The following is a 21,250-nucleotide window of genomic DNA, read 5'->3' as shown; positions in this document are numbered from 1 at the left end:
TGTCGCATCAACCGTTTAAATGGGTCTAGCTTCTAAACATTACAGGGTCTAGGTTGACCGTCCCTACAGACAAACGGCTTCTGCATCAAGCTATCAAGTTTCTCGACCAATGCAATCCGCTTGCAAAACAACAAAATCCGCAGTCTCGAAGACCCTACAGCGCTCCATCGCTTGCGCTAACACCGGAGTCTTTGCCGTCGCTAAATGCGATCGCGCTTCGGCATTTGCTGGCTCAAAGAGTTTCAGCCAGCGATTCTCCAAATAAGCGGGCGTAAACGCTGTTCGCTCTACCAACCAGAAGTCAACGCCATACGTCTGCACAAACGCTTGCACCGCTGCGGCATCCAGACTGTAGTGGGCACGAATCAAGTCGATCGCGCGCTGGCGTATTTGATTGTAGTAAGCCGGATGATAGGGAATGGCGTACTTGGGAGAAACCAACACCGATCGCTGTGCAAAGACAGAGAGTCGATCCGCCTCGATCGACAGTGTGGCAATCAGACTATCCTTTGGCTGCTGCTGCAAAAACTCATACAGTGCGGGCACCTTTCCTACCACCAGTCCCGCTTTGGTAAAATGTTTTGCCCAAAAAATCTGTGGATAAAAAACCAGGAGAATCGCCACTAAAACGGCTGCACCCCACGCAACATACCGCACGTTTTTGCGTTGCCAACGCGTCCGATATGCCCGTGCCGCCGCATCAATCAGGATGCATAACGCTAATCCTCCCGCGATCGCCACCACTATCCGCAGCGTATGCACAGTATAGCGACTGGGCAGAAACAAGCGAAACAGCAACGCATGAGCCGCCAAAAACAGACCGATCGCAGCAACCAGCATCTGCGGTAGTAACACAACCTCCGGGCGGCACTGCTTGATTAAGGGAAACCGACGAGGAAACAACCACAAGAACGGCAACAGCAACCCCACACTCACAATCACCGGGTTTAACGATATGCCGAGTCCGCTGTGAATGCCATCAAACCAAAAGCCCAGCGGATCGCGATCGTCGAAAAAAGAAATCCGTCCATTCGGCGCGAGAAATTCGGGCATGGCTCTTGCCTGTGCGAGGCTCACCAGCGGACCAAATGCAGCCTGACTCAGCAAGCCATAAGGGATCAGCACAACCCCAGCGACTACCACTCCAGCCGCCAGCAACCGATAATCGCGCCGCTGTTGCGACAGCCGCAGATGCCCTTTCGACCATCCCACCAGCCGCACCGCTAACACTCCCACCGCCACAAACATCATCGTCGGGTAAAACAACCCAATCAGCCCGATCGCCACGATCGCCAACACATCATCAAGCCACGGGTTTGTAACCTTGGTAATGGCTTGCTGTCCCTTCTCCCCAGCCCTTCTCCCCAGGGAGAAGGGAGCCAGACTCAAAGTCCCTCTCCTTGGGGAGAGGGATTTAGGGTGAGGGCTGAGAGACTTAGCTGCAAAAGTTAGATGCTCTATCCCTACATTTGCGCCGCGATTCAAATAATAGAGAAACGCAAAAAAGAACGGATAGACGAACGATCGTGGCGTTGCCGAATTCACGTCATCCGTCAGCCACAAATGCTGGTTAAACAGCAGCGTCGAAACAAACGCCACCGCTGGTAACGGCAACAGTTGCAGACAAAAGCCAAAACAGTAAACCGTTGTCGCTAGAGTCAACGCCACAGGCAACAGCTTGTTGAACAACAGCGGCGACACACCCAAGCTGGCGATGCTTTTAAAGAGAGCCGTGTAGCCAACGGGCGAGATCGACTCGTGATACGCCACATTTAAATCATTGGGCAGCAACGTTGGATCAACAAACCGCTGCATCCAAAACACATACATGCTGGCATCCGTTTGCACAATATAGTTGCCAGCAAAAGCGACCTTTAGCCAGATTACGCTGTAGCCAAAAGCAAAAACCAGGCTAAGTGCAAGCCAAAAGCGTGAGGAGATGCATTTCATGCCAGTCGTTTTAACCCCGTCCTGTTTCAACTCCCGTCCCTTCAATGCCCCTACTGCATGAATCGGGCTGGCTTCTTACCGCTCAACGCTTTAGGCTCAACGCCCAATAGACATCTTCGTTAAGATACACCATCAACCAGGGCGACCGCATGAGCGCACACTTAAAACTCCCAATGCGATCGTCCGCATTCTGCCATCAACACGTCACCCAAAAACTCCAAATTTGCAACTTGGCTGGTGGAGAAAGCTTTCATCGATCGGCTTGCTCCACGTGCGACTAAAGCGTAGGTTTACCCGGTCTAGCTTCTACTGAGTCAGCTTGATTACGGCTCAACCGACTTTTCAAGCAGCCTCTAAAGGTCATATCAGAAAGCGCTACCAAACCTCTTCAAGATCAAACCGCTTGCTATAGGTTTTTCTGATCAGTAAATGGATAGACAAAGCACCCACAGTCAGCTATATTCTATTTGTGTGAGGAGCGAACCAGCAAGAGCACCGAGACGAAACACGGTCAGTCGTCGGTGCTCTTTCTGATTTTAAAGGGTATGACTCTGCCACTGTCCTTTGATAGAGCGATCGATTCAGTTGCAGCGATCAGCTTAAACCGTCTGCCTGAAGCGTTCTCAGTCAGTGGTGCCATGAGATGACGCAGTTGTCCAATGGTCTTCTAATGGCTCAAGCTTAGTCTTTATAAAAACGCAAAAACGCATTGAAGCGCTCTGGTTTGGGCACATTGCACAGGGTAGAAACACTTCCAGGATCGAGGCTCTTAGTGTTTTGCAAAAGCACTGTTGACCAACGTGGGATGCTGAGTCGCTGTGGCAAGATTGGCAGAACGCAATGGTAGGCTTAGGATTGCTTCTTTAAGCCGCTTCACCTTTGCTTATACGACCGATGTCAACGATCGCACCGCTTCCAGCCTGGACGATTAGAAACCATCACTTTAACTGGGGTGAGCGCACTTATCTGATGGGCGTGCTCAACGTAACACCCGATAGCTTCAGTGATGGAGGACTGTTCAGCAACGTGAAAGCAGCGATCGCTCACGCTCGTTCTCTCATCGCTGCTGGCGCAGATATCCTGGACATTGGTGGACAATCTACCCGCCCTCATGCCGTCGAGGTCTCGCTGGAAGAGGAGCTTAATCGCGTTTTACCAATCATCCAGGCAGTCCGGCAGGAAACTGACACGCCTATTTCGATCGATACGACACGAGCTGCTGTCGCCCATGCCGCGATCGCTGCGGGGGCAGATATCGTCAATGACATTTCTAGTGCCACCTACGATCCAGAAATGTTACCAACCATCGCAGCACTGAGAGTACCACTGGTCTTGATGCACATCCGTGGTACGCCCCAAACGATGCAGCAGCTTACGGATTACGACGATCTGATCGGCGACATTTACACCTTTTTACAAGCACGTCTTGATGCCGCGATCGCCAGTGGCGTTGAACGCGATCGCCTTGTGATCGATCCCGGCATTGGGTTTGCCAAAACGTATGCCCAAAATGTAGAGATTCTTCGCCGTTTGCCTGAGCTGCGTGCGATCGGTTGTCCCCTTTTAGTGGGAGCATCTCGCAAAAGCTTTATTGGACACCTGCTCAATCAACCTGACCCCAAAAAGCGGGTGTGGGGAACGGCTGGTGCTTGCTGTGCGGCGATCGTCGGTGGTGCCGATCTACTCCGAATCCACGATGTCCGCGAACTAAAAGACGTTTGCCGCGTTGCTGATGCTGTTTTCAGGCTCTAAACGTTGGACTCGAGACGCTGCAACAATTCACGCTTGGGTGTGCACATCTTGAGTCATTTAAGCGCTGTGTGAGCCTCACGATCGCGGTGAGAGTAGAGCGTAGGCTGTAGAAGACGGTGCTGAGCGAGAACGTTGGTTTGAGCATAACTGCTAGCACTTTCCACAATTGCCTATGATGAAGAGTGAATGCTTTAGTTTTGTGCCATGCAATTTATCGATCAGGCGGACGTTCAGGTACAGGCGGGTAATGGAGGCGATGGGCTGGTCGCCTTTCGGCGCGAGAAGTACGTGCCTGCTGGGGGTCCGTCAGGCGGCAACGGTGGGCGGGGTGGTTCAGTCATTTTCCGCTCGGTGGAACATCTACAAACGCTGCTGGATTTTCGCTATAACCATTTATTCAAGGCAGATGATGGGCAGCGGGGAGGACCAAACAATCGTACAGGTGCATCAGGGCACGATCGCGTCATTGACATTCCCTGCGGCACGATGATCTACGAGGCTGAAACCGGGGAATTATTATGCGATCTGGTCGAACCAAATCAAACCTTCTGCCTTGCGAAAGGTGGTAAAGGTGGGTTGGGCAATCAGCACTTTCTCAGTAACCGCAACCGCGCCCCTGAACACGCCTTGCCAGGGTTGCCTGGAGAAGCGCGCTCCCTAAGGATGGAACTGAAGCTATTGGCGGAAGTAGGCATTATCGGTCTACCCAACGCAGGTAAATCAACATTGATTGCAGCACTGTCGTCTGCGAGACCCAAAATTGCCGATTATCCGTTCACAACACTGGTGCCCAATCTGGGTGTTGTTCGTAAGCCGACTGGAGATGGCACTGTGTTTGCTGATATTCCAGGGCTGATTGAGGGCGCACATCTGGGAACAGGTCTCGGACATGACTTTCTGCGCCACGTCGAGCGGACTCGTCTGCTCTTGCATCTCATTGATGTCACCAGTCCTGATCCGATCGCTGACTATCACACGATTCAACAAGAACTCCATGCGTATGGACGCGGACTAACCGATCGTCCTCAGTTCTTGGCACTCAGTAAGCTTGATGCTATGAGCCAAGATGTTGAGACAGTCAACGAGCTTGCTGCTCAACTGCATGAAGTGAGTCAGGTGCCCGTCTTTCAAATTTCTGCGGTCGCACGGACGGGATTAGAGCCACTGCTGAATCAAGTTTGGCAATCGCTGGAAACGTTACAGACAGAGACATTAAAAGCCGACGCACCGCTACAGACTGGGGCAGTCAGCGTCAGCCTACCAGTCATCGACATCGACTTATTAAATCCTCTCCCTCTCAACACTTAGGAATGAGAATTAAATAAGATCACGCGATGTGCAACTAATTCGCCCTCATCCCCACCCTTCTCCCCAGGGAGAAGGGCTTCCAGACCGTTCCGGTTCCCTCTCCCGATGGGAGAGGGCTAGGGTGAGGGCAGTTTTGGCAGGTATTTTAGGAAAGTCGCACATCGCGTTAAGATCGGCTTTTGTAGGATGTGTTAAGCAATAGCTGTAACGCATCACAATCCCCGGAGGTGCTGCGTTACGCTGCGTTCTGGTATAACGGCACGGCTTTACACACCCTACGCAAGAATCTGGTTTTATTCAATCCACAATCCTTAGCGCGTCGCTGTATCGATCGTTGGAGACTGCGTGATGGCGGTTTCTGTTGACATACTTGGGGTGCCAGAATACGCTGGAGCCGCATTGCCAGCTTGAGGTGGTGACTGATCACCAGGTAGCAAAGGGCTTGATGTCGGGCGGCGTGGGGCGGCTTGGGCACGATTGAGGTATCGGTAAACCGTGCGCGAAGCCTTCTCAACCAGGTCGTAAGCTCGATCGTCGTTGTGCGATCGCTTGACCAGTACAGTCAGCGCATAGCGTTTGCCATTGGGCATATCGATTAATCCAACATCACCAATTAAGCCGCCGATGTCGCCTGTTTTATGAGCGATCGTGGCACCTTTGCCCAATCCTTGCGGTAGCTGGCTGCGGTTCACCGTGCGCCGCATGATATCTAGTAGGCGATCGCGCGATCGCATCGAAACAAGTTCTCCCTGACTAATGCGCGTCATTAAGAGCGACAGATCTCTGGGACTCGTCGTGTTCGTGCCGCTTAAGTCAGGCAGCAGACTGTTGACGGCTGTTGAGACGAGACCCCAAGAGCGAAACCGTTGGTCTAAGGCTGCCATGCCGCCCAGCCGAGCGATCACCATATTGGTCGCGGTGTTATCACTGATGGTAATCATTTTGGTAACCGTTTCCAACGCCGTGAACTGCGTCCCCACTGGCAACCCCTGCATTTCGCCCGATCCGCCTCCTACTAGCTCTTTCCGTATAGTTAGCGGTTCATCCAGGCGAATTTTGCCCGCATCCACGTCCTGAAAAAAGGCAATCAAAATGGGCACTTTAATCGTGCTGGCAGCGGCAAAGGAAGCACCACCGTTGAGATCCAGATAGGCACTGGAATCCAGGTCAAACAAAAAGATTCCAGGTGTGAGTTGAGGCATTTGCAAAGCAAGCGTTTGCAAGTCTGCTTTAAGGGTGGTCAATTCTTGCCCCATCTGGGGTAGTTGCACGGCTGAAGCGTCTACTAGTGGTGCGCTTTGTGCGGTTACGGTGGCTGGACTGACCTGTGCGGCTTCTACGGCATCCGTTTTTTTGGTCGCTTGTTGCGATGCGCCTGCCGATAAGCGAGATGCGGGATCTAACATGGACAGCATTGTGCCAGCCAAAACGCCAACACCAACGCTCAAAATCAGCATCCGAGCGGCATATAGCCCTGCCGAGAAGCTGCGCGATCGCGGACGGGAGTGATTGTCTCGCTGGCGAGTTTGTGCATTTGAGTCCTTCAAGTCCGTCGCTGACATTCTCTCAACACTGAGACCGTGACTGCGGTTGCTGTCGCCCTGACGTGTGCGCCTCCGCGCTTCGCGCTTAAGGGTTAGAGCATTTGCTTGATCGCGCTTGGCTACCTGTGAGAGAGACTGAAACGCTGGAATGGCATCTGAGCCAGAATCCCTGAAAGAAGATGGCGTACTTCCAGCTCGATGAAAAGACTCTTGTCTGAGGAACACTTTCTCCTTTCGTCTACCAGGGCTGGCGTTGGCGGTAGGCGATCCACCCGTCAACTGGCGCGATCGCCCTAGAACTGCCTGTCTTACCTGATCTTCAGCCAGCTTTGAAGCAATTTGCTCACTCGTCGCCGATCGCTGAGAACGTTGCTGCAATTGCTGCAAAAGGTTGCGCGATGGGTCAATGCTGGCATTAACATTCTTTCGTTTCGCTTGCTGTAGCGCCGATCGTCGAGACGTATTTCTCTTGCTCTGTCCAAACAGTACTTGCCAGAGAGTGAGGCGCTGCCGCTTTGACAGCCTGCGAGACGACTGGACATCGACTCCCTGTTGATCTCGTGGTGGTTGCTGATGGGAACTGGAGTCGCCACGCAGCAACCGCCCTGAACCGGAGATTCGAGTGGGTACTGACGAATCATGACTGCGTGACCTGCGCGGCAGACCGCTCGAATCTGGCATAGCACACTCCGACAAATGCTGAGAATAAAAGACTAAGACTGACAGGGTTAAGCTGCACACGCCTCGATCGTAGAGGCAGCAAGCTAACCAGTAATCATCCACGACGAACTGCTTGCGTTAGCCTTAAAGCTATCAGAATTGTAGACTACTCGTTCACAAAAAACCGAGGTTTTTTAGCCGCTAGTCTAAACCGCCAAACGCTTTCTCAGTTGTCTTTCAGCTCTTATCTGCTGCATTGTGATCATGGTCAGCCTCAATTTTTCTCTGGTTAGCCTTTTGAGTCGCCCACTCTACCTGGCTTAGAATGCCTCGTAGCATCGTCACTTCATCACTAGATGGCAACGCTCGGTTCAACAACCGCCGAAATTTTTGCATACGGCTAGCGGCTGTGTGGGGGTGCAAGTAGCCGATCGCAAGCAGCATTGCTTCCAGATGCTGATAGTAACCTTCTAAGGCATCGAGAGAGACAGGTGGGGAGTAGGGAGTAGGGAGTGGGGAGTGGGGAGTGGGCGAGAGAGGTGGATGGTTTAAGGGTTGAATGTTAGCTTCTGCACTAGCAAGTGCTTGGTTTTCCGTGGCTGCTGACGGCTGACGGCTGACGGCTGACGGCTGATCCCTTTCCCACTGATACAGTTCATAGCAGCAAATCGCCACCGCTTGCGCCAGGTTAAGGGCTGCATAGGCAGGGTGTGAAGGAATAGCGACAAAGCGCTGGGCATAGTTCAGCTCTTCGTTACTCAACCCTCGATCTTCAGGACCAAAGATGAGCGCTCCACGCTCTTGAGGGGCTGCTTCGAGTAGCCAGGGCAATGCCGCGCGGGGAGACTCCAGCACTGTTGCAACTCTAGGTCGGGCAGTGGTTGCGATCGCCCTCTGACAGCCACGTAACGCGTCTGGCAGCGTCGAGACCACTGTTGCCCCTTCCAGGACATCGGCAGCATGAACCGCCATGAGCCGTGCTTCTTCCCCTAATCGATCGCAGCGGGGCTTGACCAGCACCAGATGATGCAAGCCCATGTTTTTCATCACGCGGGCGATCGCGCCCACATTCAGCGCCCCAGCAGGTTCCACTAAAACAATACGGAGCGCCGCCAATACTGACTCAGTCATGTGTTAGAAGGTAAGAAGTAGGAAAGGAAGGAGCAAGCAGAGCCATATTGCCCTTTCACCCATTGCCCTCCTACGCTAAACCTGAATTCTACCTTCTACCTTCTGCCTCTTCGCGGAAGTGAGGTGTGAGGTGTGAGGTGTATTAGCTTCTGCCTTCTGCCTTTTTTCCTCCTGCCTTCTGCCTTCTGCCTCCTGCCTTCTGCCTCCTGCCTCCTGCCTTCTGCCTCCTGCCTTCTGCCTCCTGCCTTCTGCCTTCTGCCTACTGCCTTCTGCCTTCTCACTCTTCACTCCTTACACCTCACCAACAATGCCACGCGCCCGCGCCAAAGCCGACCGACCAACTAAAATCTGCCCCGTTTGCGATCGTCCCTTTACCTGGCGCAAGAAGTGGGAAGATTGCTGGGATGACGTGAAATACTGTTCAGAACGCTGCCGTCGTCGTCGATCCCAGAGTGATTAGCGGTTGTTAGTCGTTAGTTGTTAGTCATTAGCAGTTTATCGTTCGCTCCTGTTGCTTAATGGTAGTGAAGGGATCGGTTCGAGAGCTTTTTAGTCAGGCTGCGAAGTCCGTCGCTCCTACGGTTATGGAGTGCTATCGCCGTTATAGGATGTGAGTCTGCTGCTTTCAAACATTACTGGAAGCAAAGAGGCAAACGGCTGCGTTGTTCAGTTCGCTCTCAACCAACAACTAACAATCAATAACGCTTACAGTACAGAGGTTTCAATCATGTCCGCAGAACGGGTGCAACCCAAACTGATTATTCACGGTGGAGCTGGCAGCTCCTTGAAAGGAAAGGGCGGCGTTGAGTCTGTACGCAAATCGCTTTACCGCGTCATTGATGAGGTTTACGCCTTGCTGCTATCAGGGGCTACGGCTCAAGCAGCGGTGATTCATGGCTGTCAGATGCTTGAGGATGATCCTCGTTTTAATGCTGGCACTGGCTCTGTCTTGCAGTCGGACGGGCAGATCCGCATGAGTGCTGCTTTGATGGATGGGTCGAGTCAACGTTTTAGCGGTGTCATCAATGTTTCACGGGTACAAAATCCAATTAACCTGGCGAAGGCACTGCAAACCTCCCACGATCGCGTCCTGTCTGATCAGGGAGCCGCAGAACTGCTGCGTGAACTGGAACTACCCGCCTACGATCCCCTGACGGAGATTCGCTTACAGGAATGGATCCAAGAGCGGCAGGGCAACTTTTCCAGAGAGATGGCAGGAGTAGTCGCTGAGCGAGAACTGGTGGAAGATACGGCTGGGCGTGGCACGATCGGTGTCGTTGTTCTAGACGCTCAAGGGTGCATTGCGGTTGGCACTTCTACAGGTGGGAAAGGCTTTGAGCGCATCGGGCGCGTCAGCGACTCTGCGATGCCAGCCGGAAACTACGCGACAGCCCATGCTGCCGTGAGCTGTACTGGCATTGGCGAAGACATTATTGATGAATGTCTGGCAGCCCGTATCGTCGTGCGAGTAGATGATGGACAACCCCTCGTTGCTGCCTTTGAGCGCTCCTTCAGAGAGGCACATCAGCATCAGCGAGATTTAGGTGCGATCGGGCTGGATGCCACTGGTGCGATCGCCTGGGGCAAAACCAGCGAAGTCCTTCTCGCCGCCTACCACGATGGCGAAAAAGTTGGTGATACGTTGGAGTGGGAAGATGAAATGCTGGTGGGAAGCGTTTAATTGCGGTGGTTATTGCTGTAGTGAACCCTCGCCCCTGCCCATTGCAGCTTCTCTCGTAGGGTCTGATAGTACGAGTAGTCTTCTCTTAGAATAATAAACTTCGCCTGACAATCTGCGGCGCGAATGTCAACCCGCTGACCGGGCCAGATCGAAGTTGCCAGTACTCCGTCCATCCAAAGTTTAGTATTCAGCTCGTGGTCAGCCAGGGGCCAGATGCTGACCACAGAACCGGGAGGAAGGACGATCGCACGGCTTGACAAACTCAGGGGGCAGATGGGTGTGACCGCGATCGCAGCCATGCCCGGATGAATAATGGGTCCGTTTGCGGCGACTGTATAACACGTTGATCCCGTTGGCGTTGCCACAATCAAACCGTCGCCCTGATACTGATCGACCACTTCTCCATCGATCTCCATTTCCAGAATCGACGTGATCATGCGATCGGCAGACGCTGGTTTGATGCACATTTCGTTGAGTGCCAGGTAGCGATCGCTCACCAACTCCAGATTGGCGCGATTGCCCTCAAACACGCCCGCTTGCAACATCATGCGCTGCTGTACTGCAAATCGATCGCCCAGCAGCCGATCCCAGATTTGCTCAGTCTGTTCAAAATCGTCCAGAGACTCTGTGAGAAAGCCCAGATGCCCACCCACATTCACAGCCAAAATCGGAATGTGATCGGCTGCCAGATTACGGGCGGCGGTTAGCGCTGTTCCATCGCCGCCCAGCACGATCGCTAGATCGATCGGGTGCGCCACAGAAGCGAGAAAGACAGGATACGGGTTATCTTTCGGACCACTGGGTCCCATTAAAACACGGCACTGACGACTCTCTAACTGCTTGGCGCACTTTTCTGCCCAGCGCTGGCTCAGGCGATCGCCCGCTTTATGAGCAATGATGACCTGCTTCAGTTGCACATTAAATCGTTGTTAGTTTTTAGTTGTTGGTTGTTAGTCGATTAGCAACCAACAACGCTCACCAAAGCTACCACTTCAGCAGGTTGAACTGCTCCATATCCACCGTGTCGCGGTTGCGATAGATAGCAAGCACAATCGCCAAACCAACAGCCGCTTCCGCAGCCGCGATCGCGATCACGAAGGTCGTAAAGACCTGACCCTTAATATCCTGAGCGTCTAAATAGTTAGAGAATGCCATGAGATTAAGGTTGACGGCATTTAGCATGAGTTCGATCGACATCAACACGCGCACCGCATTGCGACTGGTGATCAAACCAAAAATGCCGATACAGAACAGAGCGGCTGCCAGAACGAGAAAGTATTGAAGCTGCATCGATAGTCACCTCACCTAATTATTCTGGTCAGACGGAGCACTCGCGATCGTCCGTTCTGGCGTGCCGGGTCCAACAGCAATCAATTCACGCGGACGCTCTGGCAATGTTAGTGCAGGCTGCTGGAGTGGTGACAGGGCATCGTCTGGCAGTAGCTCACGTCGTGCCAGGATGATCGCCCCGATGAGCGCCATCAGCAGCAAGACCGATGCCAATTCAAACGGCAGCAGAAAATCCGTAAAGAAATGCTTGCCGATCGTCACGATCGAGCTGTTGCCTGCTGCTACCCCTCCAGAAAGCGACCAGGGCGTAGAGACGACCATCACACTCAAGAGTGCAAATAGCCCTGAGCAGACCAACGCCGTTGCACCCCGTCGAATCCAGGCTCTCGGCACTACCACAAAGTCTTGCCGCTTATTCACCAGCATGATGGCAAACAAAATCAGCACATTGACCGCCCCTACATAAATCAATACTTGCGCCGTTGCCACAAAATCAGCATTCAGCAACAAATACAGCCCTGCAATGCTGATAAACACGCCACCCAGCAGAAACGCGGAGTACACAATATTAGAAAGCAAAACAACGCCTAGTGCTGCTCCGATCGCCATCAGAGACAATAAACCAAACGAAACAATCTGTACGCCTTCGGCTAAATTCACAGTAATGAGTCTCCTTACTTAGGAGCAATCAGCGTTCAGCGTTCAGCCAGGAGCGTTCCAGAGCTGACGGCTGGACCGCTGACCGCTATTTCTCCGTCTCCACAATTTCTTCAGGGCGCAAACCTGCCCGACGCGAACCTGCGGGCAAACCATGCGGTTCAATCACGCCTTTTGGTAAGTAAGCAAATTCTCGCAACGGGGTCACCATTGGGTCTTCAGTGACTTTATAGGGTAAGCGACCGAGCGCAACGCTGTCGTAGTTCAGCTCATGGCGATCGTAGGTCGAAAGCTCGTATTCTTCAGTCATTGATAGACAGTTTGTTGGGCAATATTCCACGCAATTGCCACAGAAAATACACACGCCAAAATCAATACTGTAGTGATTGAGCTTCTTCTTTTTCGTCTCAGGGTTAAATTCCCAATCCACCACAGGTAAATTAATGGGGCAAACCCGAACGCAGACTTCGCACGCGATACACTTATCGAACTCAAAGTGAATGCGCCCCCGAAACCGTTCCGACGGAATCAGCTTTTCGTAAGGATACTGTACCGTCACTGGACGGCGCTGCATGTGATCAAACGTCACTGCCAGCCCTTGACCGATATACTTTGCCGCTTGCACTGTTTCTTTGGTGTAATCACTGACCTGCTTGAGAAACTTCAGCATAAGACTCTTCTTTGAAGGATAAAGAATGAACGATAAAGGATAAGAACGGATGACTCATGCTTGAGCCTTTATCCTTTTAAACTCAGCCACCAAAAGCAAACGGGAATGCAAGTTTGAGGGCGGCAGTCAACAAGAGGTTGACCAGTGAAATAGGCAAAAGAAACTTCCAGCCTAAGTCTAACAATTGGTCAATCCGCACACGTGGCACTGTCCACCGTAGCAGAATCGCCAGAAACACAAGAAAGTAAGCTTTGAGCACCGTCATCGTAATGCCAAGCGAGGCTGTAACAATTTGGAAAATCGGGTTGAACTCATCAATCCCTAACAGATCAGCTACCAGCGTCAACGGTACCGGAAAATCCCAGCCGCCGAGATAGAGTACCGCTACTAGCAGCGCCGACAGCACCAGGTTAACGTAAGAGCCGAGGTAGAAAAGGGCAAACTTCATCCCGGAATATTCAGTCTGATAGCCTGCTACCAGCTCTTCTTCAGCCTCTGGGAGGTCAAACGGCATCCGTTCGCATTCTGCCAAAGCCGCAATCCAAAAAATGACGAACCCTACAGGTTGCCGCCAAATGTTCCAACCCAAAATGCCATAGCCAGACTGCTGCTGCACAATGTCGATCGTGCTAAGTGAGTTCGACATCATCGCGATCGCCAGCACTGACAGCGCCAGCGGAATCTCGTAGCTGATGGACTGTGCAGCGGCTCGTAAACCACCCAGCAAAGAGTACTTATTGTTTGAGGCATAGCCCGACATCAGTAAGCCGATCGGTGCCACACTCGACAGGGCAATCCACAGAAAGACACCCATTCCCACATCCGTCACCACCAGATTCTGCCCAAACGGCACAATGAGGTAAGACAGAAAGACCGGGATGACCACAATTACAGGACCAAGCGTAAACAGCAACGCATCCGAATTTGCTGGCACCACATCTTCTTTGAAAACCAGCTTTAAGCCATCCGCTACAGGTGCCAGTACACCTAACGGACCAATATATTCAGGACCAATCCGCTGCTGCGCTGCCGCCGAAATCTTTCGCTCCAGCCACACGACTACCAGCACACCCACGGTTGCGCCAACCAGCATGAGCAGCATCGGTAGCGGCATCCAGATTGCTTTTGCAGCACCCGCAGGTAGCCCCAAATCGGTGAGGGATTGAATGAAAACGCCCTGTAAATCTATGCCTGAGTTCATCGCTTACCTGCTTTGAGTCATCACTCAGTAAATCGTTGTTAACAATCAACCAAACAGTGCAGGCGGCTCCCCATGAAGCGACAGCGCTCCTGCCATCAAAAGCCCGAAGATCTTACCTTCGACCTTTCTCAGTAACAGGACTGTTACATAGCTCTGCGTCCATAGTATATCGCTGGATCACTGCCGCACGATCGCAAATCGCTATAGATAAATGCGGCACTGGGTCATAGCAATGAGCCAGGGGCACCAAGATCAATGACTCAGCGCACACTTCTGTAACGCGACTTCTCAGTCAGCACCTTACCCTTGCAACCATTGCCCACTCAAAAGTGCCCAATAAAAAGCCCTCAGAACCAATCGTTCGAGGGCTGGAGTTCCTGAAAATCGTCACTGGCAACATAGTGACAAGAGCATCGCTATAAGGCAAGGGGGGTGCCGCCCATCACTCGATCGCACAAAAAATATGCTACTCGGAAAGGAATAGACTCGATCGCCCTCTAACGCTGTTCGATCGGCATATATGCTGCCTCATGTAGCCCTGTATAAATCTGGGTCGGGCGAAAAATCCGATTCTCATTCAGTTGCTCTTTCCAATGCGCCAGCCAACCAGCCGTACGAGAAATTGCAAAAACAGGCGTAAATAAGTCAGACGGAATGCCTAACTTGCGATAAACCAGACCCGAGTAAAAGTCCACATTGGGATAAATACCTTTGTGACCCAGGTTTTCTTCCACTGCTTTTTCAAGCTCAACCGCTACATCGTAGTATTCATCACGACCGTATTTCTCAAATAGCTGTTCTGCGAGATGTTGCAAAATCGTAGCGCGTGGATCTTTTACTTTGTAAACGCGATGACCGAAACCCATAATCTTGCCTTTCTGGGCAAGTTGCTTTTCAAGCCAGGGGCGCACATTCTCAACTGTACCAATCTCCTCCAGCATAAGAATGACTTCCTCATTCGCGCCACCATGCAGCGGTCCAGCCAGTGTGCCCACAGCCGAAGCAACCACCGCATACGGATCAGTCAAGGTTGAAGCTGTAACCAATGCTGAAAACGTAGACGCATTAATCGTGTGCTCAGCATGAAGCATCAAACACACGTCAAAAATGCGTGCTGGAAAGGGATCTGGCTCCTGTTCGTTCAACATATAGAGAAAATTGGCTGCATAGCCTAAATCGTCGCGGGGTTGAACTGGATCGTTGCCCTTTCGCATCAACTGAAACGCTGCCACCATCGTGGGTATTTTAGCCAGCAGTCTGACGACAGCAGCACGGATGTAGGTCGGGTCATCTAAAGCACGACGAGAATAAAACAACCCTAGTGCTGCTGCACATGCCTGCAATGCATCCATGGGATGACCGCTCTCAGGAAAGCACTTCATCATGTCGCGAATACGGTATTTGAGTCGTCGATGATACGTAATCTCATACTCAAATAACTCTAATTCTTCCTCTGTTGGCAATTCGCCCCAAATAAGGAGGTAGGCGGTTTCCAGGAAATGACCCTTATCAGCTAACTCTTCAATGGCAATGCCGCGATACTCTAAAATTCCTCGCTGTCCATCAACAAAACTAATGCTGGACTGAGTGGCGGGAATGCCTTCTAGACCTGCCCTATATTCGCAGACAGTCATAGTGCTACCGTTTACTTACAAAAATGGGCTTACTCAAGCTAACTTATCAGAAACTAGAAAACTGTATCGTCCTAAGCCGACTTATCGCTGAATTGGCTGAGGAAACAGCGCCAGTTTTTCGACCTTGCAGACACTACGCTTCATAACAATTAATAAAGCGTTGGCGGTTCATGCTTCGTTGTGGAAGAGTTAACCATCACTCACCAGCACTGAAGTGATGGACAGCGGTTAGCGATCGCTCATTGTCGGCTTTACCACAAGCAGAGTTTTTTTGGTGCAGAAAATTGCCGCTTCTGTAAAAAGTAGCTACTATTTAGATAAGTAGATTGCCATAGTGCAAGTAACTTCGTTAATCTGCATCAGCCAGCTCCCCTTCCTCATACACTCTGCAACTTGATGGAAAGGGTTTGATTGGCTGCTTAAGCCCACTGAAAATAGGAGTTTTATGACCCAAAGACGACCTCGTCGCCAATCTGATGCTGACACTGAATCAAACCAGGAATACAGTGAGTCTACGGCACAACGCGAGATGACTAAAACGCTACGAGCGCGCGTTAGTCGAGAAGACACCGAAGTGAGAATGGCGAGTCAATCCCGTTCAACGCATCCAAGTTTAACGAGCCTTATTGAACGCGATGCCCCTCTTCAAGCGCATAGCATGCTGGTTTTGATGTACGGTCCGTTTCAAGCCGAGATGGTTCCTGAGGAGGGTCAAGGCGTTGCGTCCTGGCTAAAAGAATGCGTTCGCAAGCATGGCATCCCTAGTTTACTGCGGTTCGATTATCGTCGTCGGGCACAAGTGTTTCGTCGTGACCAGTTCCAGCCCTGGCTAGAGCCGCTGCTAACCCAGACTCCTGGCTAAAGGCTGCCATTAGGTAAATTTTCGTAGCTTGCAGAGCCGCTTTACTATAAATCTAAGAACAAGCTGGAACGGCTACTGATGATGACGTGTCTGGGAACTGTTAGTAATGATGAAGGATTTCCCTTGGGTCATCACTAGGCAGTTCTCGACACTCTGAAGCTTTCATAACCTATGTTGGGCAAAATCCTTGGGGGACGCTACCAGATTATCCGTCACTTAGGTGGTGGCGGGTTTGGGCAAACGTATTTGGCGAGTGATTTGCATCTTCCTGGCAAGCCCCATTGTGTTGTGAAGCAGCTCAAACCCAGAATGAGCGATCCAGACGCACTGCAAGCAGCAAGGCGCTTATTTGATACAGAGGCAGAGGCGCTCTATACGCTGGGTAGTCACGAGCAAATTCCCAGGCTATTCGCCCACTTTGAAGAGGCACAAGACTTCTATCTTGTGCAAGAGTTCATTGAAGGGCAGGTGTTGAGTCAGGCGCTCAAGCTGCAACCTCAGTTTACTGAACTGGAAGTGATTCATCTGCTGCAAGATTTGCTCACTGTCTTGGAGTTTGTACATCAGCAGCAGGTTGTCCACCGTGACATTAAGCCCTCTAACTTGATTCGACAGCAAAGCGATCGCCGCCTCTTCCTGATCGATTTTGGAGCGGTTAAACAAATTGGTGCCCAGATTATAGACGAGCGCGAAGTGAGCATTACGATCGCGGTTGGTTCCTCTGGCTATATGCCAAACGAACAGTTGGCAGGCAAACCGCGCTTTAGCAGCGACATCTATGCAGTGGGTATGATGGCGATTCAATGCTTGACAGGCATTTATCCTAAAAAGCTCAGGGAAGACCCTAAAACCAGCGAAATTATCTGGCGCGACCAGGTGCAGGTCAGCACTGAATTTGCCCAGGTGCTAGACATAATGGTGCGCTATGACTTTCGGCAGCGGTATGAATCTGCCAAAGAAGCGCTAGAGGCACTGCGATCGCTGACAAGGACTGCTCCCGTTGCATCTGTGTTAGCAGAGCCAACCGTAGTCAGTTTTGATGGACATCTCGCCTGGCTAGAACGTGGCGATGATTTATTTCAGCGCCAGCGGTATAAGGAAGCAGTTGTTGCCTATGACCGAGTGCTACAAGCAAAGCCCCATGACGATGTGGCGTGGTTTAAGCGGGGCATGGCGCTTGAAAACCTGAAGCGCTTCGACGACGCGGTCGCGTCCTACGATCGCGTGGTGCAGATTCACCCAGACGATTATCTGGCATGGTACAAGCAAGGCACCGTGTTCATACAGCTCCAGCGCTATCAAGAGGCTTTAGCGTCCTTTGAGCAAGTCGTGCAGCTTCAGCCTGAGAATTATTGGGCATGGCACGATCGCGGTAAAGCGCTCGAACAGCTACAGCAGCCTGATGAAGCGATCACGTCCTACGATCGTGCTGTACAGCTCAAACCCGATTTTCAACTCGCGGTCGAGAGTCGCAAACAGATATTGAGCCAATTGCGCCGGGTTGATACCCTCTATCATCTGCAACACTATGACGAAGCATTAGTTGCCTGCGATCGTGCGATCGCCCTGAATCCCGATGACGCTCTGGCATGGTTTATGCGCGGGATGGCGCTTGAAAATCTGCACCGTTATGAAGAAACGGTCATTGCTTACGATCGAGTTGTCGAGATGCAGCCTGACGATCACGTGGTGTGGTTCAAGCGCGGCAACGTGATGGAGCAACTGCTTCGCTATGAAGAAGCCGTTGCTTCCTACTACAAAGTGGTGCAGTTACAGCCAGAGAATTACTGGGCATGGTATGACCGAGGACGGTTGTTAGAGAGCCTCCAGCAACCGGAAGCGGCGATCGCCTCCTACGATCGTGCAATGCAGTTGAAGCCCGATTTTCAGGAAGCAGTGGACGGTCGCAGGCGCGTCTTGCAGCAGCTTAAAGCAGGCGACTCAGAGCTACCAGAGGAGGACGATGCCACCATTGCCTCTACGGATGACTCGCAAATGGATTCTGGCTACCCTCTGATCGCCCTGAACGGACACCAGTCTCATCGTCGTTCAGCACCAAAGCCTGCCCCATCAACGCTACCAAACGCAGAAGCAACCATCGTCAGTTGTCCTAAGCAAGGGAAAGACAAGGCTGCTGGGATGGCTGAAACACCAGGGGACACGATCGTCAGCGTTCCGAAAACAGAAAAACGTGATGAGGAAACGATCGTTACCATCCCGCTGGCTAATGTGAGTGAAACGGTCGCTATGGTCAGCACTGATTACGATCGCTTGCTGCAAGAGGCACACACATTGGAAAAGCAGAAGCGCCATGTAGAGGCGTTGAGCGCCTACGATCAGGCGTGTCTCCTGCGATCGAATGATGCCCAACTTTGGCGCTGGCGAGGCAATGTTTTATACGGCTTAGAGCGCTACGAAGAGGCAATTTCGTCCTATCAACAGGCATCGCAACTGAAGCCAGATGACGTAGATATCCATTGCTGCATGGGGGGCGCTTTTCTGCGTCTGAAGCAGCATCAAGAGGCGATTACTTGCTTTGAGCAGGCAATCCAGATCCAACCTGAAAGCTATACTGCATGGTACTGGCGAGGTCGTGCTCTCTGTGAATTAAGGCAATATCGTGATGCCATGCACTCGCTAGAGCAGGCATTAACAATTAAGCCCGATTTTCAACCAGCAAGGAGCGATCGCGATCGTATTCAGAATCAGCTTAGAGCATTAGAGCTGCAAACGTAAGCCGCTACTGTATAGCTTCGGTGGTCATTGGCTTAGAGATATCGACAGTAATCTGTAGTTGCAACGACCCAGAGTATTCAACAGGCAGATTCAATGGTTGGCGCAGTTGTTCTAAGCAAAATTTTCTGGCAACACGTGCAGCTTTGATCTTTGAAGCGGCTCGGTTAACTCAACCTCGTTGCCTAAATTGAAACAACCTTGAAAGCTATCTGAGCATTTTTTGCTCTTTCTGTGTGACAAAACCTCAGAGTTTTCCGCCTAAGTCCATTCGTGCTAGAGGGCATAGCTAAAAATGAATCATCACTGCTGTAAGCTCTGATACTGCGCTTGTGTAGCAGGAGGAGCTTATGGTACAAACTAGAAAGAGGTATGGCGTTAATGTTGGAGAACGGCTTACTTATAGTTTACGAATGACCTACCTTAGAAGGTAATTAAGACTAAATCTTACAGAGGCGAACCAGTGAAGAAGGTACAAATTGAGAGTCAAAGTCGGCTTTTGGATGACTTCTTCAAAGTAGACGAGGCAGTGGTTAGGTACGAGCAGTTCGATGGTCAAATGAGTGCTCCGACCCGGCTACTGAATCTTGATCGGGGGGATTCAGCAGCAGTTTTGCTCGTTAATCAACGTAGCCAGAAAGTTATCTTAGTGAATCAATTTAGATATCCAACTTATCAAGAAGGACTGGGATGGATATTGGAGCTAGTAGCTGGCAAAGTTGAAGTCGAGGAAAACCCCGAAAAAAGCGTACGCAGGGAGATTTTTGAAGAAATTGGCTATGAGGTTAAAAACTTACTTCACATTACGACTTTTTATCCGTCACCTGGCGGCTCCTCTGAAAGAATATTTTTATATTATGCAGAAGTCTTAGATGAGAACAAAATCGCTAAGGGGGGTGGATTAAGACAGGCTCATGAAGACACCCAAATTGTCGAGATTCCAATCCAGGAAGCCTTTGGCTTAATGGAGACTGGTGAAATATTAGATGCTAAAACTATCATTGCTTTCCTGTGGCTTAAACTTAATGTAAATAGAGAAAATGAAAATTCTTAAATCAAGTTTTTCAATACTAGCAGCGGATTTGAAACCTACAGAGCCAGGGCGCTATATACCTGCTTCAATCATATTGGCAACGGCAATTCTTAGCTTGCTAGTCGGTCTATTCATCTACTTTTGGACACTTAATCGCAAACATAGTAGGAATTTTGAGTCTGCCAATCAAGTTGCTTGGTTACTCATTGCTTTATTCCCAGCTCTTCTCATCTTCTTATTTTTTCCTGGCGGCAGTTCGGTTGATGGTAAGCTGTTTGGATTCTCGTTGGGAGGAGCTTTTGGAGCATTTGTGTTCACTTGGTGGTTTGGAACCAAGAATGCTTCTGAAGCATATGGAAATAGTGAGCTTAAAGAACAAAATAAGCAGCTAGAGGCTGAGCTTCAACAGCTTAAGCTTAGCAAACCGACACCCGTTCCAGAAGTTAAAACTCATTACTACCGATTTAGACAATTACCAAACAAACGTCTGGGTTTGGTTACAGGGGGAATTCAAAATGTTACCTCTGCCGATATTTGGGTCAATTCAGAGAATACTAATATGCAGATGGCTCGGTTCTACGATCGCTCCATCTCCGGGATCATTCGTTATCTTGGTGCCGAAAAAGACCCTATCACTGGTACTGCAAGTAATGATTTGATTGAAAAAGGATTGGCTCAATTGATGGGTAACAATCTTAATGTAGTGCCTTCAACAGTTTTGATGACTGATTCTGGAGCCTTGCAAAGAACTCACAATGTTAAGAAAATCTTTCATGTTGCTGCTGTCCAAGGTGAGGTCGGGCAAGGTTATTTGCCAATCCAAAATATTGGCGAATGCGTCACAAATTCTCTTAGGAAAGCAGATTCATTAGAGCTGAAGTCTGTAGCACCAAAAACAATTCTGTTTCCTCTTATGGGAGTTGGCACTGGTCAAGGAGATCTGAAGAAGCTTTCTGGTGAGCTTTTAAGAGCAGCAACTTCTTATGTCCAGATTAATAAGAACACCACTATAGACTCTATTCTTTTTCTTACGTGGAGCAATGCGGAGTTGGAAGTTTGTCAAGAGATTTTAGCTGGATTTGAAGAGCTCGTTCTAGAGGATTGACGCGACAGCATCCTGATCTATAAACGGCGGATCTCAACT

Annotated in this window: 18 protein-coding genes; 8 read left to right on the top strand and 10 right to left on the bottom strand. The window is 50.8% G+C overall.

Going from position 1 to position 21,250, the window contains the following annotated elements:
* Nucleotides 1-93 precede the first annotated feature (93 nt).
* The gene (locus AC5JO6_RS16695; RefSeq protein WP_496082194.1) at nucleotides 94-1,980 is read right to left on the bottom strand and encodes a hypothetical protein; all 1,887 of its coding nucleotides are present in this window, start codon (nucleotides 1,978-1,980) and stop codon (nucleotides 94-96) included.
* Nucleotides 1,981-2,844: 864 nt separating this feature from the next.
* Here AC5JO6_RS16695 and folP point away from each other — a divergent pair.
* Nucleotides 2,845-3,702, top strand: a complete 858-nt coding sequence (folP, locus tag AC5JO6_RS16690; protein ID WP_496082193.1) for a dihydropteroate synthase — start codon at nucleotides 2,845-2,847, stop codon at nucleotides 3,700-3,702.
* A 204-nt stretch (nucleotides 3,703-3,906) separates the two neighbouring features.
* On the top strand, nucleotides 3,907-5,010 hold the full coding sequence (gene obgE, locus AC5JO6_RS16685; RefSeq protein ID WP_496082192.1) for a GTPase ObgE: 1,104 nt from the start codon (nucleotides 3,907-3,909) through the stop codon (nucleotides 5,008-5,010).
* A gap of 311 nt (nucleotides 5,011-5,321) precedes the next feature.
* On the opposite strand, the gene AC5JO6_RS16680 is transcribed toward obgE, so the two are convergent.
* The 3 genes from AC5JO6_RS16680 to AC5JO6_RS16670 all read right to left on the bottom strand — a co-directional run bounded on the left by AC5JO6_RS16680 (nucleotide 5,322) and on the right by AC5JO6_RS16670 (nucleotide 8,633).
* On the bottom strand, nucleotides 5,322-7,235 hold the full coding sequence (locus tag AC5JO6_RS16680; RefSeq protein WP_496082191.1) for a serine hydrolase: 1,914 nt from the start codon (nucleotides 7,233-7,235) through the stop codon (nucleotides 5,322-5,324).
* 216 nt (nucleotides 7,236-7,451) lie between these two features.
* The gene (locus AC5JO6_RS16675; protein ID WP_496082190.1) at nucleotides 7,452-8,345 is read right to left on the bottom strand and encodes an RNA methyltransferase; all 894 of its coding nucleotides are present in this window, start codon (nucleotides 8,343-8,345) and stop codon (nucleotides 7,452-7,454) included.
* Between the two features lie 75 nt (nucleotides 8,346-8,420).
* Entirely contained in the window at nucleotides 8,421-8,633 is a 213-nt protein-coding gene (locus AC5JO6_RS16670; protein WP_496082189.1) for a hypothetical protein, read from the bottom strand.
* A gap of 19 nt (nucleotides 8,634-8,652) precedes the next feature.
* Here AC5JO6_RS16670 and AC5JO6_RS16665 point away from each other — a divergent pair, with 19 nt between their 5' ends.
* The gene (locus AC5JO6_RS16665; RefSeq protein ID WP_496082188.1) at nucleotides 8,653-8,805 is read left to right on the top strand and encodes a DUF2256 domain-containing protein; all 153 of its coding nucleotides are present in this window, start codon (nucleotides 8,653-8,655) and stop codon (nucleotides 8,803-8,805) included.
* A 267-nt stretch (nucleotides 8,806-9,072) separates the two neighbouring features.
* Nucleotides 9,073-10,026: an isoaspartyl peptidase/L-asparaginase gene (locus AC5JO6_RS16660; RefSeq protein WP_496082187.1), complete on the top strand. Its 954-nt coding sequence runs from the start codon at nucleotides 9,073-9,075 to the stop codon at nucleotides 10,024-10,026.
* Here the strand turns inward: AC5JO6_RS16660 and AC5JO6_RS16655 are convergent.
* The 6 genes from AC5JO6_RS16655 to AC5JO6_RS16630 all read right to left on the bottom strand — a co-directional run bounded on the left by AC5JO6_RS16655 (nucleotide 10,023) and on the right by AC5JO6_RS16630 (nucleotide 15,478).
* Nucleotides 10,023-10,943, bottom strand: a complete 921-nt coding sequence (locus tag AC5JO6_RS16655) for an NAD(+) kinase (RefSeq protein WP_496082186.1) — start codon at nucleotides 10,941-10,943, stop codon at nucleotides 10,023-10,025. The two genes, AC5JO6_RS16660 and AC5JO6_RS16655, sit on opposite strands and share 4 nt — an antisense overlap.
* 67 nt (nucleotides 10,944-11,010) lie before the next feature.
* On the bottom strand, nucleotides 11,011-11,316 hold the full coding sequence (gene nuoK, locus AC5JO6_RS16650) for an NADH-quinone oxidoreductase subunit NuoK (RefSeq protein WP_106258930.1): 306 nt from the start codon (nucleotides 11,314-11,316) through the stop codon (nucleotides 11,011-11,013).
* 15 nt (nucleotides 11,317-11,331) lie between these two features.
* The gene (locus tag AC5JO6_RS16645) at nucleotides 11,332-11,976 is read right to left on the bottom strand and encodes an NADH-quinone oxidoreductase subunit J (protein WP_496082185.1); all 645 of its coding nucleotides are present in this window, start codon (nucleotides 11,974-11,976) and stop codon (nucleotides 11,332-11,334) included.
* A gap of 85 nt (nucleotides 11,977-12,061) precedes the next feature.
* Nucleotides 12,062-12,640 (bottom strand): NAD(P)H-quinone oxidoreductase subunit I, encoded by a 579-nt coding sequence (gene ndhI / locus AC5JO6_RS16640; protein WP_496082439.1) that lies wholly within the window; start codon nucleotides 12,638-12,640, stop codon nucleotides 12,062-12,064.
* A gap of 85 nt (nucleotides 12,641-12,725) precedes the next feature.
* Nucleotides 12,726-13,844: an NADH-quinone oxidoreductase subunit NuoH gene (gene nuoH / locus AC5JO6_RS16635; protein ID WP_496082184.1), complete on the bottom strand. Its 1,119-nt coding sequence runs from the start codon at nucleotides 13,842-13,844 to the stop codon at nucleotides 12,726-12,728.
* 497 nt (nucleotides 13,845-14,341) lie between these two features.
* Entirely contained in the window at nucleotides 14,342-15,478 is a 1,137-nt protein-coding gene (locus AC5JO6_RS16630; RefSeq protein WP_496082183.1) for a citrate synthase, read from the bottom strand.
* Between the two features lie 445 nt (nucleotides 15,479-15,923).
* On the opposite strand from AC5JO6_RS16630, the gene AC5JO6_RS16625 reads away from it, so the two are divergent.
* The 4 genes from AC5JO6_RS16625 (at nucleotide 15,924) to AC5JO6_RS16610 (ending at nucleotide 21,211) form a co-directional block, all read left to right on the top strand.
* Nucleotides 15,924-16,340 (top strand): hypothetical protein, encoded by a 417-nt coding sequence (locus AC5JO6_RS16625; RefSeq protein WP_496082182.1) that lies wholly within the window; start codon nucleotides 15,924-15,926, stop codon nucleotides 16,338-16,340.
* 171 nt (nucleotides 16,341-16,511) lie between these two features.
* Nucleotides 16,512-19,076, top strand: a complete 2,565-nt coding sequence (locus tag AC5JO6_RS16620; protein ID WP_496082181.1) for a tetratricopeptide repeat protein — start codon at nucleotides 16,512-16,514, stop codon at nucleotides 19,074-19,076.
* A 460-nt stretch (nucleotides 19,077-19,536) separates the two neighbouring features.
* Nucleotides 19,537-20,127 (top strand): NUDIX domain-containing protein, encoded by a 591-nt coding sequence (locus AC5JO6_RS16615; RefSeq protein WP_496082180.1) that lies wholly within the window; start codon nucleotides 19,537-19,539, stop codon nucleotides 20,125-20,127.
* Nucleotides 20,114-21,211, top strand: a complete 1,098-nt coding sequence (locus AC5JO6_RS16610; RefSeq protein ID WP_496082179.1) for a macro domain-containing protein — start codon at nucleotides 20,114-20,116, stop codon at nucleotides 21,209-21,211. The genes AC5JO6_RS16615 and AC5JO6_RS16610 overlap by 14 nt, the downstream gene beginning before the upstream one ends.
* The last annotated feature ends 39 nt before the right edge of the window (nucleotides 21,212-21,250 follow it).

This window comes from Tildeniella sp. (assembly GCF_059505325.1).
The sequence above is the reverse complement of the archived record's forward strand: the minus strand, read 5'-3'. Positions and strand labels throughout refer to the sequence as shown.

Excerpts from the sequence above, each read along its gene's own strand:
- AC5JO6_RS16630 (WP_496082183.1), bottom strand. The coding sequence starts at position 15,478 with ATGACTGTCTGCGAATATAGGGCAGGTCTAGAAGGCATTCCCGCCACT.
- folP (WP_496082193.1), top strand. The coding sequence starts at position 2,845 with ATGTCAACGATCGCACCGCTTCCAGCCTGGACGATTAGAAACCATCAC.
- nuoK (WP_106258930.1), bottom strand. The coding sequence starts at position 11,316 with ATGCAGCTTCAATACTTTCTCGTTCTGGCAGCCGCTCTGTTCTGTATC.
- AC5JO6_RS16665 (WP_496082188.1), top strand. The coding sequence starts at position 8,653 with ATGCCACGCGCCCGCGCCAAAGCCGACCGACCAACTAAAATCTGCCCC.
- AC5JO6_RS16680 (WP_496082191.1), bottom strand. The coding sequence starts at position 7,235 with ATGCCAGATTCGAGCGGTCTGCCGCGCAGGTCACGCAGTCATGATTCG.
- AC5JO6_RS16625 (WP_496082182.1), top strand. The coding sequence starts at position 15,924 with ATGACCCAAAGACGACCTCGTCGCCAATCTGATGCTGACACTGAATCA.
- obgE (WP_496082192.1), top strand. The coding sequence starts at position 3,907 with ATGCAATTTATCGATCAGGCGGACGTTCAGGTACAGGCGGGTAATGGA.
- AC5JO6_RS16620 (WP_496082181.1), top strand. The coding sequence starts at position 16,512 with ATGTTGGGCAAAATCCTTGGGGGACGCTACCAGATTATCCGTCACTTA.
- AC5JO6_RS16610 (WP_496082179.1), top strand. The coding sequence starts at position 20,114 with ATGAAAATTCTTAAATCAAGTTTTTCAATACTAGCAGCGGATTTGAAA.
- AC5JO6_RS16660 (WP_496082187.1), top strand. The coding sequence starts at position 9,073 with ATGTCCGCAGAACGGGTGCAACCCAAACTGATTATTCACGGTGGAGCT.
- nuoH (WP_496082184.1), bottom strand. The coding sequence starts at position 13,844 with ATGAACTCAGGCATAGATTTACAGGGCGTTTTCATTCAATCCCTCACC.
- AC5JO6_RS16675 (WP_496082190.1), bottom strand. The coding sequence starts at position 8,345 with ATGACTGAGTCAGTATTGGCGGCGCTCCGTATTGTTTTAGTGGAACCT.